Source organism: Dyadobacter sp. 22481, assembly GCF_052044875.1.
Lineage (GTDB): Bacteria > Bacteroidota > Bacteroidia > Cytophagales > Spirosomataceae > Dyadobacter > Dyadobacter endophyticus.
In genome coordinates, this window is sequence record NZ_JBQENV010000002.1 from 669,550 (window position 1) to 688,152 (window position 18,603).

At 47.7% G+C, this 18,603-nt stretch carries 12 protein-coding genes; 2 read left to right on the top strand and 10 right to left on the bottom strand.

What is annotated here, in order from left to right; all coding sequences use genetic code 11:
• Together ACTJJJ_RS12880 and ACTJJJ_RS12885 are read right to left on the bottom strand one after the other, a co-directional pair.
• Positions 1 to 1,527: a malate:quinone oxidoreductase gene (locus ACTJJJ_RS12880; protein ID WP_440701999.1), complete on the bottom strand. Its 1,527-nt coding sequence runs from the start codon at positions 1,525 to 1,527 to the stop codon at positions 1 to 3.
• A 235-nt stretch (positions 1,528 to 1,762) separates the two neighbouring features.
• A complete protein-coding gene (locus ACTJJJ_RS12885) occupies positions 1,763 to 2,344 on the bottom strand; it encodes a hypothetical protein (RefSeq protein WP_440702000.1) in 582 nt (193 codons plus the stop codon).
• A gap of 386 nt (positions 2,345 to 2,730) precedes the next feature.
• Between ACTJJJ_RS12885 and ACTJJJ_RS12890 the strand changes: the two genes are divergently transcribed.
• The gene (locus tag ACTJJJ_RS12890) at positions 2,731 to 5,691 is read left to right on the top strand and encodes a C25 family cysteine peptidase (protein ID WP_440702001.1); all 2,961 of its coding nucleotides are present in this window, start codon (positions 2,731 to 2,733) and stop codon (positions 5,689 to 5,691) included.
• Between the two features lie 41 nt (positions 5,692 to 5,732).
• On the top strand, positions 5,733 to 9,071 hold the full coding sequence (locus tag ACTJJJ_RS12895) for a C25 family cysteine peptidase (RefSeq protein ID WP_440702002.1): 3,339 nt from the start codon (positions 5,733 to 5,735) through the stop codon (positions 9,069 to 9,071).
• A 59-nt stretch (positions 9,072 to 9,130) separates the two neighbouring features.
• Here the strand turns inward: ACTJJJ_RS12895 and ACTJJJ_RS12900 are convergent, their stop codons facing one another.
• The 8 genes from ACTJJJ_RS12900 to gcvT all read right to left on the bottom strand — a co-directional run bounded on the left by ACTJJJ_RS12900 (position 9,131) and on the right by gcvT (position 18,508).
• A complete protein-coding gene (locus tag ACTJJJ_RS12900; protein WP_440702003.1) occupies positions 9,131 to 10,840 on the bottom strand; it encodes an asparagine synthase-related protein in 1,710 nt (569 codons plus the stop codon).
• Positions 10,841 to 11,100: 260 nt separating this feature from the next.
• Entirely contained in the window at positions 11,101 to 11,256 is a 156-nt protein-coding gene (locus tag ACTJJJ_RS12905) for a lasso RiPP family leader peptide-containing protein (protein ID WP_188934573.1), read from the bottom strand.
• 136 nt (positions 11,257 to 11,392) lie between these two features.
• Positions 11,393 to 12,109, bottom strand: coding sequence for a hypothetical protein (locus ACTJJJ_RS12910; protein WP_188934571.1), 717 nt, complete (start codon positions 12,107 to 12,109; stop codon positions 11,393 to 11,395).
• A 24-nt stretch (positions 12,110 to 12,133) separates the two neighbouring features.
• The gene (locus tag ACTJJJ_RS12915) at positions 12,134 to 12,787 is read right to left on the bottom strand and encodes a uridine kinase family protein (protein ID WP_188934569.1); all 654 of its coding nucleotides are present in this window, start codon (positions 12,785 to 12,787) and stop codon (positions 12,134 to 12,136) included.
• 48 nt (positions 12,788 to 12,835) lie between these two features.
• Positions 12,836 to 14,662, bottom strand: a complete 1,827-nt coding sequence (locus ACTJJJ_RS12920) for a PorZ beta-propeller-like domain-containing protein (RefSeq protein ID WP_440702004.1) — start codon at positions 14,660 to 14,662, stop codon at positions 12,836 to 12,838.
• A gap of 9 nt (positions 14,663 to 14,671) precedes the next feature.
• Positions 14,672 to 16,663, bottom strand: coding sequence for a hypothetical protein (locus ACTJJJ_RS12925; protein WP_440702005.1), 1,992 nt, complete (start codon positions 16,661 to 16,663; stop codon positions 14,672 to 14,674).
• A 21-nt stretch (positions 16,664 to 16,684) separates the two neighbouring features.
• Positions 16,685 to 17,395: a 2-phosphosulfolactate phosphatase gene (locus ACTJJJ_RS12930; RefSeq protein WP_188934563.1), complete on the bottom strand. Its 711-nt coding sequence runs from the start codon at positions 17,393 to 17,395 to the stop codon at positions 16,685 to 16,687.
• A gap of 30 nt (positions 17,396 to 17,425) precedes the next feature.
• A complete protein-coding gene (gene gcvT / locus ACTJJJ_RS12935; protein ID WP_440702006.1) occupies positions 17,426 to 18,508 on the bottom strand; it encodes a glycine cleavage system aminomethyltransferase GcvT in 1,083 nt (360 codons plus the stop codon).
• Positions 18,509 to 18,603 lie beyond the last annotated feature (95 nt).

Consider the following 18,603-nt stretch of genomic DNA (forward strand, 5'->3'; position numbering starts at 1 on the left):
TCACGCGGTCACTTCCTCTTCCAGATGCGAGGCGCTTAAATGCAGTACCTCGGTGGTCCAGGCGCGCGTTTTAGCGGCCAGGTCTTTTTCTTTGGAAAGTGATTTGCCGAATGAAGGAATGATTTTCTTGAATTCGCGCTGCCATTCAGGGGACTTCGCTTCTGCAAAGCATTTGTGAATCAATTCCAGCATGATCGATACCGCAGTAGATGCGCCCGGGGAAGCGCCCAGCAATGCAGCCAGCGAACCGTCCGCAGCGGTCACCATTTCGGTCCCGAATTCGAGAACACCGCCAGCCTTTTTATCTTTTTTGATCACCTGAACGCGCTGACCTGCCGTTTCAAGATTCCAGTCTTCCAGTTTAGCTTCGGGGAAGTAATCTTTCAGCGCTTCCAGGCGGTCCTCCGGTGATTGCCGCACCTGATCGATCAAATATTTGGTCAGCGGGATATTATGCAGCCCCGCGGCCAGCATGGGTTTAATATTGTTCAGTTTAATGGAAAGCGGAAGGTCCAGGTAAGATCCGTTTTTCAAAAACTTAGTCGAAAATCCGGCATAGGGTCCAAAAAGTAATGCTTTTTTGCCGTCGATAATGCGGGTGTCCAGGTGAGGGACCGACATCGGGGGCGAGCCTACCGAAGCCTTACCATATACTTTTGCCTGGTGCTTTTCGATGATTTCAGGCTTGTTGCAGACTAGCCATTGTCCGCTCACAGGAAAACCTCCGAAGCCTTTGCCTTCCGGGATATTAGACTTTTCCAGCAATGGCAACGAGCCGCCGCCTGCACCAATGAATACGAACTTGGCAGTAATCTTGCTCTCTTTCCTGGTTGCCCGGTCTTTCACCTCGATCTGCCATGTGTTGTCCTTCTTGCGGGAAAGATCGTCGACCTCATAATTGAGAAACAGGTTGACGCCATCCTGCTTTTCGAGGTAATCGAACATCGCTTTCGTCAGTGCGCCGAAATTGACGTCGGTGCCGAGCTCCATGCGGGTCGCGGCCACCTTTTCGTCGGCAGCCCTGCCGTTCATTACCAGCGGCATCCAGGCTTCGATCGTATCCTTGTCTTCGGAATATTCCATTCCCTGGAACAAGTGATGGCTTGTCAAAGCCTCGTAGCGTTTGCGGAGATACTCCACGTTTTCCTCACCCCAGACAAAGCTCAAATGGGGAATGTTGTGGATAAATGTATCAGGTGAATCAATCACACCATTTTCGACCAGATATGCCCAGAATTCTTTCGATACCTCGAACGATTCGGCGATCTTAACGGCTTTTTTGGTTTCGACCGAACCGTCGGCCAATTGTGGCGTGTAGTTCAATTCGCAGAAAGCGGAATGGCCTGTGCCGGCATTATTCCAGGGATCTGAGCTCTCCGCAGTTACGCGGTCAAGACGTTCGAAAACCGAGATAGTAATGGATGGATTAAGCTTTTTCAGTAAAACCCCGAGCGTAGCGCTCATAATGCCTGCCCCAATCAAAACCACGTCAGGTGAGCTCGTTTTTGAAGACTTTTTGGTATTCATCACGAAAAAAGAAATATGGTAAGAAGGCCTAAGCCCGGAAAAGTACAAATCACTATTAGGTAACAATCGTCCTAACAATATTTGTTTCGAAAATAGTATAATTTAAAAAATAAAAGTTATGGTGGTTTGCAACTTCTTGGCAGGGGGCAATTAAAACTTTCTATGTTGCAAAAGCGAGGTGAGAAAAAGAAAAAGGCGACCCCTGGGATCGCCTTTTCTCTCCTTATGAAGCCGACTACTTAACGTCCGCTTCCAGAATGTCTGATTCTTTTATTCCGAATGCTGATACAACTTCCTCGTAGTTGTTCATATCTACTTCAGCATTCAATCTCAATTTTTCGGCAGGTATTATCACAGCACGAATAGCTTCAAAGTCACGCTCTGGCGCCTTCTCCTGTTGTTCAGACCAGGTCAGCGGTCTGATATCAACAAACAATGTCAAATTTCTGAGAATCGTTACGAAGGTAAAGTTCGTCCATTTGTTATCAGGAAAGCGAACGATACCTGGTTGGGACCACCATGCTCCCTGGCTTTTAATGAAAAGAACCACTACGCTTTTGGAAATCATCGCGGTATCGGCGGATGTCAGATTCGCCTTACCCAGGGTGTATCCTCCATTCGTACTTTTTACCGCCGTCGCAACGATCTCTTTAGCGCCAACACCGTCCTTGCCGGGTTCGCCGTCTTTGCCTGGGGCTCCGGTTTCACCTTTGGGGCCTGCAGGGCCTGCCGGTCCAACATCACCCTTGTCGCCATCGCAACTTGTTACCAGACCGATTAGTGCTATCCAAGCGATAAAAGTCAGTCTTTTAATCATAATCGTATGAGTTTAGTTTATAAGTGAGAAAGAATTTTCTAGCAAATAAAGCATGAATTAACTCGAATAACAATGATTAAAAGACACACTTGAATTGCGTTTGTTCATTGAATAATTGCCGAGTGCTAAATAAGACTAAAAAATTGTACCAGTAAAGCTTCGTTTTGCGTTGTACGATCGTGTGAGATAAGTAACCGCCGAATGTTTCCGCGTCTGGAAACATAATAGCCCCCGGATAAGCGGCTTACTACATTTTGATAAGTATATTTGCTGCGGTATCAAAGATGTTGTAGCTTTAATAAGCGTATGAATTGCGAACATCCTGGTTCCTACGCATTCGGGAAACCAAAGAATAAATCACACAAAAATAATTTAAACAGGACTTTATGAGCTCAAAAAGGTTTACTACTCTTTTTTTCATTGCCGCCTCACTACTAATTCAATTAAACGGATTTGCGCAGTCGCCCTGGAGTGGGAAGTACGGGAATGAATGGTTAGACGGAAAGTATGGTCAGACATGGGTAAAAATTACCGTGTCCAAGGCGGGACTATACAAGGTGACTTTACCGGACGCTTTCAAAAACAAGCCGAATTTTCTTCATCTCTATCATCGGGGCGAAGAAGTGACGCTGGTGAGCGCTTCCAACACAGAGGTTGAATTTTATGGTGTTCCCAATGATGGGGCTTCTGATGCGCTTTTGTACCGCTTGCCGACTACAAGAAAGAATCCCTATTTCAGCATTTATTCAGATCAAAGCACTTACTTCCTGACATTTGACTCAACCCCCCGACCGGTGGCAACAACGGAAACGCTCGCGCCCGATCTTGGTCTTGCGAAGCAGGAATTTCACAAGTTCACGTTTTTGAAAAAGTTCGTGATCGAGAATTCGCACATGACCAGTTATCCTACGCGTCCTACTACCCTGAATAGTTATTTTGAAGAAGGGAAAGCAGGAACCGGTACAAGGATCGGGAATAACCTGGCTGTGCGTACGGTCAATGCTAAACCGGCGCTTTTTACTAACAGTTATGTAGCCGAGCCGTTTGCCTTTTCAATCAATTCGAAATACGGGTCGAATGCCCCCGAAGTTAATGTACACCTCAAAGGCCGGGGATACCAGTTCACCGCCAATTCGAGCGTAGAGGTAAGCGTGGGTAAGGATGCGGCCAATCTTCGGGTAGTGGGATCAGCCGGTGTTGCAGGTTTCCTGGATACCGACTACCCATTCACAATACTCGATACGGACTATGCGAGCGGAACAGGTTTGTTGGGCTTCCGTGGGACCGGCGCTGGAGCGGATGGTTTTTCGGTCTCATATTATACAGTAACGTACGATCAAAACATCGATATGCAGGGACTGACCTCATACGAGTTTAATTTTCCTGCATCAGGTGGCAACACCCGTTTTACGGTACTCAATCCTCCTGCCAGTTCGCCGCAGGCCCCATTGCGGTTTATCGACGTCTCAAATAACCATAACCCAAGGATTATTAACGGGGCGGCTGCCGACATGATGGTTTCGAGAAATGGCAATGCCATGAAGTTGTTCGCCGGAACAGAAGTTCTTACCGGAACCCCCACAAGTGTTACTTTCCAGCAAATCAATCCAACAGATTTTGACTATCTGATCATTACTTCCGATACGCTGTTCACTTCGGCAAATGAATATGCGACATACAGGCAGTCTGAAACGCCGGGTAGGAAGTATAAGCCGTTGGTTCAGAGAATTAAAGACGTATACAATCAGTTTAACTACGGAGAGCCAAGCGCCGTTGCAATCAGAAGGTTTGTCGATTACCTTGTTTCTGATACCAACACCGATAAATTTCTGTTGTTGCTGGGAAGGTCCACTACCTATTATGAACGGAGCGTTCGCGAAATTCCGGATGAAATTCCGACGATAGGCTTTCCCGGATCGGATTTATTGCTGGCTGATGGTTTGGGAGGCTCACTTGATGACGTGCCTGTAATCCCGGTTGGAAGGATTGCAGCGATTTCCAACCAGCAGGTCAGGGATTACCTGGCAAAGGTGAAAACTTACGAAGCCCAAAAAGACCTGGCATGGCGGAAAAATGTGATACACATTAACGGAGGTAAGGACGCCGGTGAAGTAACAACGTTTGCGAAATATTTAACAGATATCAGCGGTCCGATTCTTAATGCGCCTTTTTTAGGAGATACGATACAAAGAAAGAAAACCCCGATAACCGCAAACACTGAGCAAACAACGCTTTCGGGTGATCTGAACGGGATTGGGGCAGGTATGATTACCTACTTCGGCCACGGCAACGTTGATGCGACTGATTTTAACTTCGGCTATGCTACCGATGGAACCAAGGGCTATGCGAATGTGGGCAGATACCCGGTGTTGTTTTACAACGGATGCGGAGTAAATAATATTTTTAGCAACAGATACACGCCGGTCAGTGGAGTTATTCCTCCGAACTATCCTAGTTCATCAGGAAAAAGGCCGTTGTCGCTCGACTGGCTGCTGGCCCCCAATGCAGGTGCTATTGTGGTATTTGGAAACGACTGGGATGCTTATGCCTCCACATCGAACCAGTTCCTGGATCGCCTGTATCCCAAAATCTTCAGTGAAAAGGATGCGGATCGTGGTACTATCGGGCAGATCCTGCGTGCAGTAGCGCTGGAAACCAAAGGCTTGGGATATACCTATAATGTTGGCCAGAATTCGCGGGTTGCCTCGTACTATGACGCTGACAGGGCTAACGTTCACCAGGTTATTCTTCAGGGTGACCCCGCATTGCGCATTTTGGTAACAGAAGGTCCTCTGCCGGTAAGCCTGGTTTCGTTTGATGCAAAGGCGGCAGGAAGCGAAAAGGTGAATGTAACCTGGGTAACTGCCTCAGAAAGGAACAACAGCCACTTTGTAATTGAAAGAAGTTACAATGCGAAAAATTTCGAGGCGATCGGTTCGATGGAAGGAAGAGGTGACAGCGACGTGCCAACATCTTACGAGTTCACCGACCTGAATCCGTTTGCGGGAACAAACTACTACCGCCTGAAACAGGTAGACCGGGCTACCGATGTAAATGGAGAAACAGTAGAAGGTGAAATTACCTATTCGAAAATCGTATCCGTGACAAGAGAAGGCACTTCTGCGCTGGTAGTATGGCCAAACCCAACTGTCGGCAAAGTAGAATTGAAATTAAATGTGCCAACCAAGATCAAGAGTTGGGATGTTATGGACCATAAGGGCACATTCTATCAGAGAGGTGGAACAGGAGCTAAGGTAAACCTTGACAATCTTCCGTCTGGCGAATACATTATCAAAATTTCAACCGAAAATGATGACGTATACCTGCGCAAGGTGTTGAAAAAATAAAAGTAGAAACGAGTATCAGAAGGAAAGAACTATTGTTAGGTATGTTGCACACAGGTTTGAAGACGAGGATAGCTATTACAGTAATATTGTTTTTGCAATGTTTTGAAGTACTAGCTCAATGGGGAGCACCATACGCCAATAGTTGGATTCCTTATGACAAACCTTATGTCAAAATAGCGATAGCACAGAAGGGGATTTACAAGATCCCCTTCACATCGCTTCCTGCCGGCTTTTCTACAACCGCGCCGGAGAAGCTCCAGTTATGGCACCGCGGACAGCAGGTAGCCATTCTAAGCACCTCTAAAAGCGAAATTACCTTCTACGCGGTACCTAATGATGGGCAAACGGATTCATTGCTTTACCGGCCTATGAGTTCGCGGAAAAACCCATTTTTTAGCTTTTACTCAGACCAAAGCGCTTACTTTCTCATCAATGGAGACGCCGCCGGGTTGCGAGCTGAAACACAGAGTGTCGCCACAAACCCCGCCACACCACTATTCACTGAAGCAACGGCGATAGCCCCCAATGTTTTTCTGCAAGAATATTCGTTAAGTACAGAATTTCCGATACGTCCCAGCTTCTTTAACAGTTTCTTCGAGCTTGCCGCCAGTAAAACGGCGAAAGTGCAGCTTGGCAAAAAGCAAGTACCCTATGCATTCACACTGAGCAAGCTGGGTAAGTCGGGGGCTGATAAAGCTATTTTGAAATTGCTCGTGCATGGGCGAAGCAACAATACCAGGAATATCGAAATTTATGTTGGTAAAAATGAGCAATCCCTTCGACTGGTACAGACTGTCAGCAATGCGGGCTTTGCAGGGGTAGAAACATCATTTGAATTGAAAGGGGAGGATGTTGGTACTGATGGGAAGGGTGTTTTGTCTTTTAAATCTGTTAGCCAGGACGCGCTTGACCGTTTTTCGCCAGCCTACTTTACGATCTCGTACGCACAGGATCTCGACATGGCAGGCCTGAAAACGCTACAATTTACTGTCCCGGCGACCACCTCTAAGACATCCCGAATCGGATTGAAGAATGGTCCAGCCGGTGCGCAAATTCTGGATATAACAAATGAAGACCGTCCCGTTATATACCCGGGAAGTTTGTCGGACTTTACATTTAACCGTCAGGCGGGAAAAGCGGCAAATTTACTAGTGACTAGTGAAGTTGCCACGGTGGCAGCTGCAAATATGAGTTCAGGAAAGTTCACAAAACTGGATTTGGCTGCTGCAAACTACATCATCATAACCAGCGAGAACCTGTTTGAAGGGGCGAAACTATATGCCGATTATCGGGCGAGTACAGCCGGAGGCGGCTACAAGACGTTGGTGGTGGGCATTAAGGATATTTACAACCAATTTAACTACGGCGAGCCAAGTCCGGTCGGTATCCGAAAATTTGTCGCCTTCATGCTTACGCAGGGAAATAGAGATAAGCAAATCTTGCTCATAGGCAAGTCTATCACACACAACGAAAGAATGAAGCGGGAACTTCCCGATGAAGTCCCAACAATTGGATATCCCGGATCAGATGTGCTGCTGGTAGAGGGTTTAGGTGGCACTCCGGCTAATATCCCGAGCGTGCCGATAGGCAGAATACCCGCAGTCACCAACGATAATATCAGAGATTACCTTCAAAAGGTTAAAGAATATGAATCCAATGCATTTGGAGAGTTGGGATGGAGAAAAAAGGTTCTTCATTTGAATGGAGGAAAAACAACTTCGGAAATCACGCAACTTAAAAGCATGTTGAAAAACCTGGTTCCCGTCGTAACGGATGGACAGCTGGGAGGTCAGGTTACCGCATTTGTCAAGCAACAGGGTATTATTGAGCCTGAAAAAGTTAACATAACGCCGGAAGTTAATGCGGGCGTTGGGTTGATCACGTATTTTGGACACGGTTCGACGACAATTACCGACCTCGACATGGGCTATGCTACCGACGAGGTAAGGGCGTATAGCAACGCGCTGAGATACCCGATGATGTATTTCAATGGCTGCGGGGTTGGTAACATTTTTAGCGGCAGGTTTAATCCGGCAGCTAATACGAGTGACCGTTATTCTTTGTCGATGGACTGGTTGCTGGCAGCGAGACGTGGAGCGATCGCAATCATGGCTAACTCGTTTGAGAGCTTTGTAAGCCCTTCCGAGGATTATCTCAGCCAGTTATACCAGGAAATGTTTGCCAATCCTGACATGGTCAATCAAACAATAGGCAAAATCCAGTTAGCCGTTTCTCAGAAAATAGCAAGTACGGACAAGGGTGCATATGCTATTGCCAACATTCATCAGTCATTACTTCAGGGCGATCCGGCGCTTAGGCTGATTACGGTAGACAAACCCGATTATGCCGTCGATCCAGACGAAGGTATCTCCATACATTCTGAACTTGGGGATAAAACAATCGGGAATTCAGCGAACCTGAGACTGCGGACCGTACTTTCTAACAAAGGCAGATTTCAGAAAGGAGGGAAGGTACCTGTGGAGATTTCTTACCGATATAAGGAAGGAAATATTTCCAAAACAGAGACTGTTCAGGCCTTTGCTTACTCCGATACGTTGGAAGTAACGTTTGTGAATGACAAGATTCTCCAGAGCGTTCAGGTAGTGATCGATCCCAAGATAACGCTGTCGGAGATGACGCGAAAAAATAACATCGCCGAATTGCTTATCGACTGGGACCGTGCAAAAGACGAGAAGGCGTATCCTGCGACGGCGCTTAAAGATGTTGTTCCACCTGTATTGAGCGTAAATTTTAATGGCAGGCAATTGGAAAATAATGAGGTGATCAGGCCTAATCCGAGAATTACTGTTGATCTGGAAGACGATAGATTAGTCGTCGCCGATACAAGTCTGATCGAAGTATTTCTGAAAGCTTGCCAGGATGAAAGCTGCAAGTTTAAGAAAATTAACATCTCTGATCCGAATGTGACCATCGACTCGGTGACCAGCCACTCAATTCGCTTGAGTTACGCGTCGACAGGGCTTTCCACTGGCAAGTATGAGTTGTTGGTAAATGGGAGAGACATGGCCTCAAATGCCACTGTTCAACCATACCAATTGTTCTTTGAAGTGAGTGAAGGAAATACAACGGGAGTCGAAGTTGTTGCAAGCCCGAACCCAGCCACTACGTATTTGCGCTTTGAAGCCGCAATGGGAAGTTACGGAGTGGAAAGAGCGTCAATAAAATCGCTCCTTTTCGATAAGAATGGGAATCAGATCTTTGAAAAGGTAATGGATACCGACGTTACAGAGAAATTTACCTGGTATATGCAAGTGGAATCACTTACCTCCGGGCTGTATGTCTATAAAATTAAAATAACGCCCAAAAACGCTTCGGGGACCGAGTTCGAGAAGACGGGTAGGATTGTCATTATCCGATAAGGACCGAAGACGGTATTGTGAAATTCTGAATGCCGCTGTCAGCAATTTGTTGGCGGCGGTTATTTGTTTGCGGATAGCCAATCCAGCCAGGACGATAGCGTAACGACACGGGTAAGGTGCTGCCAGGTCTTCGTTTTCTGATCGTACGATATATTGGGATTATTTAATATCTCTACTTCATGGAGGAGCTTTTTCCTGTCAACAAAATCCCAGAGGACCGTTGAATCCATAATCGATTCCTTGGCCTGATTCCACAACCTTAGCGTCATATCTTGCCCGTATTGCGACGAGAGTGTGGCCTTGCTCGTTCGGTTATACACCTCAGGCGGAAGCAGTTCTTTCATAGCCGTCCTAAAATGTTCGCGGCCCCGGCCTTCCCCAAACTTAATCAAATCCGGAATAGACATGCACAGCTCGAACAGTGCCTTGGTCTTCATAGGGGATCTGCTGCTAATGCCATAGTGATTACCAAGGTCGAACATATTCTCCGCCGACCAGCTTACCATCGGATTGAAGACGTCGTCGAACAGGGCACCATATTGCAGCGGGTCTAAATCGCCCCGCAGTGACTGTGCATACGAAAATGTGGATTCCGAGTCTTTTAACTCAAGAAGCTCATCATTTCCCAACGTCACCTGGCCATTTACGTTGGGCTTATTTCGTCTATTCAACAAGTTTTTGAGCCCGCGTTTCAGCATGAATGAGTGTGATAGGTCCACGTTTCTGGCCAGCTCAAAATACGTTTTGGCAAGTGTGAGGGGAGAGCGCCCTGCCCTGGTAATTCTGTTGTAATAGTAGAATTGCTTAACCAGGAAATCCTTTCTGTCGTATGAGAATGTTTCCCATCCTTCAAAGATAGTCGGGGTAAAGAACGGTACGCGCTTCGATAGCAACTGGTTCAAAAGCGGCCAATTCCTGGTCTTAAAAGCATGCAAAAAGACTTCCATCCCGCTCCCTACAATCGAATCGCCACCGCTTCCGTTTAGCAGGACCTTACTGCCAAGGTCCCGGGCGTATAAAAGCATGGTAGATAAGAGTGCGGGAGACAGCCTGGATCCCAGCGGTTGGGCCGAAAGGGAGGTTTGCAGCCTTATGAGGTTCAGATCTTCTTCCGATTGAAATACCTCATGGTGCACCGAGTTTATTTTTTCAGCAACCGCTCGTGCATAGGCACTTTCGTCGGCATCAGGGTACTTTGATTTGTTATGTATCGTGTGAATCGTAGCGTGAGGATTAATAAATCTCAGCATGGAGCTCACAGAAGACGAATCGAGACCACCGCTCAGATGTGACGCGAACGGCTTCCCTTCGTTACCCAGCGAACAATGGTTTACGCTTTGCCGGAATACCCCGAACAAGGCTTCTCCTACTTCGTCGGCTGTTTTAAGCGATTTCCATTTAGAAGGATCGAAAGAGGCGTATCGTTGGATCGTTACCGTTGTAGGGCCTAACTCCACCATGTGGCCAGGCGGAACCGTCTTTATATTTGAGAAAAACGTCCCCGATGAGCGGGATAATGAACGTTCTATTCTGAGATCCAGATGCGCCAGGATGTGGAACACATCTAGTTCCAGATATTTTTTCCTGATCAGGTCAGAATTAACTATCGAAGATAAATTTGTGGAAAAAAACGCAAATTTGCCTGGTATATGCAGGTAATAAAGAGGCACAGGACTAAACGCATCCCTCGCCAGACAAATCGTTTCTCGTTCTTCGTCGACCCAGGCACCAACAGAAAGGGCTATTTCAGACTCATCGAGTTTCTTCAATCGGGCATAAAACGAGCCGGAATGTTTAAGTAACAGGTTACTTAAACATTCCGGCTCAGAAAGTTCTTTCCTTTGAATTCCCAGTATGAACGAATAAAAGGGACTTTCCTTAAACCCTGTTTCTGCTACTGTTACATTGCTACCTTCCAGCTTATTTTTGTATTTGTCACCAAAAGCAAGCAATTCATGCCCACTTTCGTCAAAACACACAACACCTTGAAGTACCAATGTGAAATCAAATGCGTCTGATGACCCCCTAATTAACCCTCGCTTGAGAATTTATTGTCTCCAGGTTCAACGTCTGGAAGGCTTCCAAGTTTACCCTTAGTGAGTTTTCTAACGTCACCATGAAGTACGAGGACCGGCTTGCGGTAAGACTTTTTTGTCTGTGTAGAGTGCGATGTCAATGTTTTCATTGTTTATCGGTTATTGAAATGATTAATACCAGTATCCGTCGTAAATTTATATATATAAATCGAATTTGCAAGCTTTATTGACAACGAATATGAAAAAATCAAGTTTTGACTGACCGTACGGACGGATATCCAATGATTACCGGTTACCGTACTCTATAATTTTCCGTGATTTGTGACTGCCGGACTCCACTTTCCCGGAACCGATGCATTCGTCGTTTTGGCACAGTTCGAAGGTGGTCTGATCATCGGAAATAAGACCTACGCCAGGACCATATTGTTTGATAGTTACGTATCGGTTGATGATCGACGTGTCTTTGCGCTCGACGACGGTCAGGACATTATCGAATGATTGGTCACCGATTTTGACAGATTTGAATCCCGGCTCATAGTAAGAATCCTGCTCATCGAGGTTGTTATAGCTGTTGCCGTTCCAGGTAATGCGCGAATTGATCGGGAACGTGAGCGAGAGGAACGGCTGATTGTCAACATTGGTCACTAGCTTGTCCGGATATTTATGTACAGCAAACTCCTTCACCTTTTGCCAGTAGTCCGTCGCCGAATTGCGGGTCGATCTTGCAATAATATAAGTAACAATCCCGGCCGAATCGGAAACAACCCTGTCGACTTCGTCCCTTTCCTGCCATTTCGTTACAACCGGGGCGGGCTGGCCTGTCGAGTACACCTCCTGGTTGACTTCGTAGACCAGGTAGTGCCCGATTGTCAGCGGGTAATATTCGTACGGGTCAACAGGTTCGGTATCGTCATCACAGGCGGAAAAAGTGATTGAAGCTATCGCAAGAATAGTGATGTGTTTTGAAAAGGCCCGCCAAATTGTCGGTAAATAATTCTTCATTAACTCGCTTGAATTTAGAGATGACTATGATGAGTGTTTGTATTGTTCTTCCAATTTTCCTTTCAAAAAGCCAATAAGCACCTGCAAGCCGGTATCGAACCGGGAGTTATTATTGATGATCATATCCGCTTCTGCACGCAATGGAAGTATAAATTTGTCGTAAGTCGGAGCGACATGATGTTCCCAACGATACAATACGTCGTCGAGGTCGTAACCCCGCTCGTTATTATCACGAATAATCCGCCGTTTTATTTTAACATGTTCCTTGGCATCGACAAAAATTTTCAAATCGATAAGCCTGGCTATTTCAGGGAAATAGAAAACAAAAATACCTTCAACGATAATAATCGGCCTTGGTTCAAAAACAAGGATCTCCGGTGTAATCAACGGGTTATTGAAAGTATACTCCTTCTGCTGTACGGTACGCCCTGCCCGGAGAACAGCAATATGCTCCGCAAAAAGGTGATGGTCGATGGTCTCGGGTAAGTCAAAATTCTCCACGCCATTTTCGTCGCGTGGGATTTCGTGGATCGGCCGGTAGTAATTGTCCTGCGAAATGCGTGTGATCTCATCCTTACCAAACGCGTCGATGAGGTTTTTCATAAAATAGGTCTTCCCCGAGGCGCTGCCGCCGGTGATGCCTACGATGTAAGGCGTTTTTTCCTGATTCGACGTCATATAGTCTGCTGCGCCCGCAAGTCTGAACGCATGGATTAATTTATGATTTTAATTAATAATTGCCAATTTACCCGCCTGTCGCTCAGAGCCATCGGCCGAGACGACGAGCACAATATATATACCAGCCCGCGCGCGGCGTCCCGTATAATCGTTGAGGTTCCAGGAGGCAAGGCCGCCTTCGGAATGCGTTTCAAAGACAAGTCTGCCCGCAAGGTCGGTAATTTTGATGGTCGATTGGCTGGTAAGACCGCTGATTCCCACATTGCCGGAATAGCCTGGTCGAATTGGATTGGGGAAAATGGTGATACGCCCCAGATTTTCGGTCGGGGCCTTTGCATCGCTTTGGTAGGAGACCATTCCGGCGGGAGTGTCTATGAAAAGTAATCCGCTTTCCGCCTCGAACCGCAGCGTACGGATCACATCCGATGGTAGCGGACTGTCGGCAGAAGTGAATTTTCTGAGCAGCTCGGTACCATCTGCATTGAAAAGGTAAAGACCAGTTCGCGTGCCGATCCATTTCCGGTTACCCGGTTCAACGGCCAGGGCCGTACATTCTTCGTTGTTGAATAGCTTTCGCTGACCGTAAATAGGCAGGATCGCATCTACGCGGGCTGCTTCCAGAACCCCATCCGGGATGAAATAACCAGCGCCTTTAGCACTGGCAAACCAGACAAACCCGTCCTGATCCAGCGCGAGGCTGTTGATTTTCGAAGCAGGTAATGCACCGCTGCCGATGGATGTTGAAAGTACCTTTCTTCGTAAGCCATCTGCGCTGTTTACCCTAATACCGCCACCCAGTGTTTCGGGCAGTCGGGTCCATGATAGGCCATTGAGGTCGGTGATTGTCGAATCCGGGCGGGGTGAAATGGTGGTATCGCCCTGCGCCGGAGAAACCGGTTTAAAGTCTGAGAACCGATTGGAGATCAGACCATTTTTTTGATCGGCCAACCACAATGCTTTCGTTCCTTGACGAATACCTGACCGGACGTTTGCGAAAAGCGGGCTGCTAAAAGTCTGGGAGGTGTAAATCGGATCGAGCGTGAGTACGGTGCTCCCGGTCGTAATTGTTAGCAAATCCCCAGTGTCCAGGATACGCAATGCAGGTGCAATGGAAGTGTAGACGAGTTTCCAAACTCCTTTTTCATATTTAAAAATACCTTTTCCTGAAACAGCTACATGAATGGCACCGGAAAAGAACGCAATACTTGAAACGTTACCCGGACTCGCTATCGATTTCCAGTTTGCGAAATATTGCCGGTTCAGATCTTCACCCATAGAGGTCGCCAGAATGCCTTGCGCATTCAGGACAAAAAGCGAATCTCCCGAAAACGTCAGATCGCTTGCAGCTATCTGCGTACCATTGGGGCCAATATAGCGATACGTTTCTTCTACCTGCCGAAGCTGAGTATCCAGAACGAGCACCCCGAAACCGGTTGCGACATAAGCCAGATTATCCCTGAAAACAATGCGCCGAATGGCTTTATCAGCCGGCAATCCCTGCGTGTTGTTCAAAAGATCCCAGGTTTCGATCTGCTCGGGTTCGGATTGTTCATTAAGGTAAACAAAATCGATCGTGCCGTTCCGGTAAGCCAGTAACAAGAGCCGGGCGGCAGGCAGGTAACCCATAGTGCCGATCCCGGTATTGCTGAGTCCGTCGGCTTTGGAAAGCGCCCGTAGTTCTCCGGTTTCGGTTTTTACGGAAAAAAGGCCATTATAGGAAGCGCAGTAAATCCGCGAACCTGCTTCAACGACTTGTCTGGCAGATAGGTAGTGAAAATGGCTTTGCCATTCGCCTAACGGCAAAGTCTGTCCGAGAATGCGCGAAGGGCCGGATATGACGGCAATTAAAAAAAATAGTATCCTCCCTTTGAGCATGGCTGAATGCTAGTTTTCCACCGTCACGACTGCCGAACCCCGCCCGGTACCCGTACCGCATCCACTTTTCAGTGAGTTGATGGTATATTCTGTGGTAGAAGCCGGCGATACGGAAATCAGATACGGGTTAAGGAATGTACCGTTGATCGTCGTGCCGTCGGAAAGCGTAAATGACCAGGGTGGAAGCCCATTTTTGAATCTCAATTGAATGCGGGTAGAACGCCCTGCCGAAACCGTGCCGCGTCCGGATACTTCCGCAACGGCTTTGTCGGGAGCGATTACCTCCAGTTCTTCAATGGCACTCGAAACTGCTGGGGAGGAGGACACGATGCGGATTTTCTCGATCCTCGTCGTGTCTCCCGGCGCTGCTGCTGCAATTTTAACCTGCATGCCGGTAGGTGTGACCGTCGTGGGCAAGGTCACGAATCTTCCGGATTTGTCGGTCATCTGAACCGTGAATTTGTTGTTCGGATTGTACCTGCCTTCCGTTTTGTAGGGAATATCAATGGTGGAACCCGCACAGGCCATATTTTGCGGTAATCTTTCGAGTGTGATGCTTGCCGGCGGGCTTTTTACGGTCACTTTCGCCGAGCCTGAGAATTTCCCCACGCCACAAAGACCACCTGCCGAACTGATCTGGTAATTGGTGTCGTAAAATGGTTTTACCTTAATCTTATGGGGTGATTCCTGGATATTGTTCTCATAAGTACCGTCCGAAAGCAGCACAAACCACGGGCCTCCGCCGGTGAACTTCACAGTAAGCTGCCCTGATTCGTTTTCGCCCAGTCTCAATGAATCCTTTTGCAGGGTTGCCACGGTAGGCGACATGATCGAAATGTTCGTCGTCTGGCTTACGAGGTACGGAGCCGTTGAAGTTACGCGCAGCCGGTATTCGCCCGGTTTGTACGTGTCGGGGATTTGAGTGGTAATATAGCCGGATGAGTCGGGTGTTGAAATGTTCTTGAAAGCACCGCTCCGCTCAGCGATCTGAACGACGAATTTATTTCCTTCCTTATATTTCCCCGTTGCATTGAAAGGCACCTGAAAAGGAACGCCCGCACAAAGTTTCGCGATTTTCTCGATCTCTTTCAGTTCCAGTTTGGGCTCCGGGTTATTGTTCACATTCACAATAGCCTCACCGGAAGTAGTGCCGCTTCCGCAAGCATTTGAAACGCCGGTCACACGGTAAGCTTTTACGTCCGTTGGTTTTACAGTAATATAATGTGGGTTCGAAAGCGTTTGCAGTACGGTGGTACTATCCGAAAGCCGGAACGACCATGGTGCGGCGCCGGTGAGGTTCACACGCAGGTGCGCTTCCTGTCCGGGCATGATGCGGACGGTTTGAGTCCCGTCGATCAGGTCGATCTTTGCTGCCGGCGCTTGCAGGAGTCTTAATGGAACTTCCTGACTCTTTATCACAGGAATAGAAGAAATGATCTGAATACGGTAAACTTCGCCGCCCACTTTGTAGGAAGGGATCACGGCTTTAACCGGACTCTTCTTCACAGGAAGTGAAATAGGCACGGATTTGCCCGTTGCGTCGATAATATGCGCGATAAAGGTATTGCCTTCGTCGAAAGGGCCTTCCGTTTTGAACGGGATGGTGATATTGGTGCCCGGGCATACCGAGAGGTACGAAATATCTTCGATTGTAATCTTGTAGGCATGTATACTATCGGCCTTTTCCACCGGGAGCTTTGCCTCGTTCGCGGCCTCGGTCAGCGTATCACCACTGGCCGAAATTGCACTCGGCATTGTGGTGTCCCCGACCGCCGTGTCCGCAGCAGGGGTAGCAATGGCCGGGATCTGCTGCAAGCTATCTGCTTTGGTAGCGGCTGGGGCGCCAGCCGCTGGAACGCCAGCCGCTGGTTTCACAGGAGTGGTTGCCTTCTTTTTAGGCGTTATTAAAGTTTTTCTGGGTGTGTTGTTTCTTCTCTGCGCTTCTACCTTACCTGCAAGGAGCAGTAACCCGAAAAAAATCGTAAAAACTAGTCTGTACATGCAGTTTCGATTGAGTAAATATTAGTTCATAGCCACCAGTGTTCCTCCGCGGAGCACTGGTACGATATCATAGAGGTCGGTTTGCAAGCAATAGGAAATATCTTTCTGAATGCCCAGGCGTTGCAAGCGCCGTACGTGCGAGGAATTTGAAACGCTGGCTAGCAGGTTATCCTTGCTTTGCTGGTATAAACGCTGCGCCATCAGGGTTCCGTCTTCGAGTAGCATAAATTGGTCCTTCAATGCTTCTGCCAGCGCGCCCGCAAACAAGGTGTCTTCGAGGTTAGGACGGCCTTTCCAGCCGGCACAAAGCACCAATACGTCGTAAGGTTCCGTTTTCAGGTGATTGGCTAACGCGCCTAGGTTAAGGAACGAGCCGATCATCACTTTCACTGCCGATGATTTCGCTTTTGAAATAGACAACGTCCCGTTGGTGGTCGTCATGGCTATCTGTGCGCCGATCAGGCTTTCGTGCATGTAGCTGAACGGCGAGTTGTCCAGGTCGAAACCTTCCACTTTCCGTGCATCCCGCTCGGCCGCGGCTATAAACCCTTTGTCTTGCAAAAACTTACATTCTTCGACACTGGCGACCGGCGTAATGCTTTTCACGCCGTAAGCGAGGCCGGTTACCATGCAGGAAGTAGCCCTGAAAATATCGGCCACTACCACTATTGAATTATCGAGCTTGTGCAGATGAAGTAAATCGGGAGTAAGACAAACGTCAAGTTGTTTCATATAAAATGCAATCGGACTGAATAGGAGGGATTAGTTTTTTACAAAAGGTGTTTTTACTATCTGTGCTTTCAACAGCCTGTCGCGCACTTTTACGAAAATTTCGGTGCCGGCTTTGCTGAACTCCGAGGGCACATAGCCTAATCCGATCCCTTTTTGCAGCGTAGGCGATTGTGTTCCCGAGGTCACTTCGCCCAATTTGTTACCTTCCGCATCGCACAGCTCGTAATGTCCGCGCGGAATGCCGCGGTCGATCATCTCGAAGCCGATCAGTTTTCTTTTCAAACCCGCATCTTTTTGTGCTTTCAAGGCTTCGGAATTGATGAAATCCTTTGTGAATTTGGTCACCCAGCCCAGGCCGGCTTCCAGTGGCGAAGTGTCATCGTCGATATCGTTTCCGTAAAGGCAGAATGCTTTTTCAAGTCGCAACGTATCGCGCGCGCCCAATCCCACTGGTTTGATACCCAACTCAGCGCCTGCTTCGAAAATGGCATTCCACATTTTTTCGGCATCCTCATTTTTTACATATATCTCAAAACCTCCCGCGCCGGTGTAGCCCGTTGCGGAAATAATAATGTCTTTAATACCCGCCATCTCCCCGATTTTGAAGGTATAGTATTCCATTGAGGCGAGCTCCACGTCGGTCAGTTTTTGCAATGCGGCAGTCGCATTCGGCCCTTGAACGGCCAGCAGGCAAAGCGAATCGGAGAGGTTTTCCATCGCTACACCTTCGGTATTGTGGCTCTGGATCCAGTTCCAGTCCTTTTCTATATTGGATGCATTTACTACCAGGAAATAATCATCCTCGGCAATGCGGTAAACAAGCAGGTCGTCGACGACACCGCCCGTGGCGTTGGGGAGATAACCATATTGCACTTTTCCATCATACAACGCAGTAGCATCATTGGAGGTTACTTTCTGCACCAATGCCAGCGCACCAGGCCCCTTTATACTGAATTCACCCATGTGCGATACATCAAAAACACCCACGGCATTTCTTACGGTGTGATGTTCATCCAGATCCGAAGAGTAGCGTACAGGCATTTCAAAACCTGCAAACGGGACCATTTTTGCGCCCAAACGCATGTGGAGCTGATGTAAAGGGACTGTTTTCATGAAGGATATTTGGTTTTACAATAATTCACAAAAGTAGGTAATGCAGGGCAAAGCGACACAAAAAACTGTTTTTTCAATGTCTGTGGAGTTCATTT

Coding starts and splice junctions, on each gene's coding strand:
- ACTJJJ_RS12925 (WP_440702005.1), bottom strand. CDS start 16,663: ATGTACAGACTAGTTTTTACGATTTTTTTCGGGTTACTGCTCCTTGCA.
- ACTJJJ_RS12895 (WP_440702002.1), top strand. CDS start 5,733: ATGTTGCACACAGGTTTGAAGACGAGGATAGCTATTACAGTAATATTG.
- ACTJJJ_RS12880 (WP_440701999.1), bottom strand. CDS start 1,527: ATGAATACCAAAAAGTCTTCAAAAACGAGCTCACCTGACGTGGTTTTG.
- ACTJJJ_RS12910 (WP_188934571.1), bottom strand. CDS start 12,109: ATGAAGAATTATTTACCGACAATTTGGCGGGCCTTTTCAAAACACATC.
- gcvT (WP_440702006.1), bottom strand. CDS start 18,508: ATGAAAACAGTCCCTTTACATCAGCTCCACATGCGTTTGGGCGCAAAA.
- ACTJJJ_RS12915 (WP_188934569.1), bottom strand. CDS start 12,787: ATGACGTCGAATCAGGAAAAAACGCCTTACATCGTAGGCATCACCGGC.
- ACTJJJ_RS12920 (WP_440702004.1), bottom strand. CDS start 14,662: ATGCTCAAAGGGAGGATACTATTTTTTTTAATTGCCGTCATATCCGGC.
- ACTJJJ_RS12905 (WP_188934573.1), bottom strand. CDS start 11,256: ATGAAAACATTGACATCGCACTCTACACAGACAAAAAAGTCTTACCGC.
- ACTJJJ_RS12890 (WP_440702001.1), top strand. CDS start 2,731: ATGAGCTCAAAAAGGTTTACTACTCTTTTTTTCATTGCCGCCTCACTA.
- ACTJJJ_RS12885 (WP_440702000.1), bottom strand. CDS start 2,344: ATGATTAAAAGACTGACTTTTATCGCTTGGATAGCACTAATCGGTCTG.
- ACTJJJ_RS12930 (WP_188934563.1), bottom strand. CDS start 17,395: ATGAAACAACTTGACGTTTGTCTTACTCCCGATTTACTTCATCTGCAC.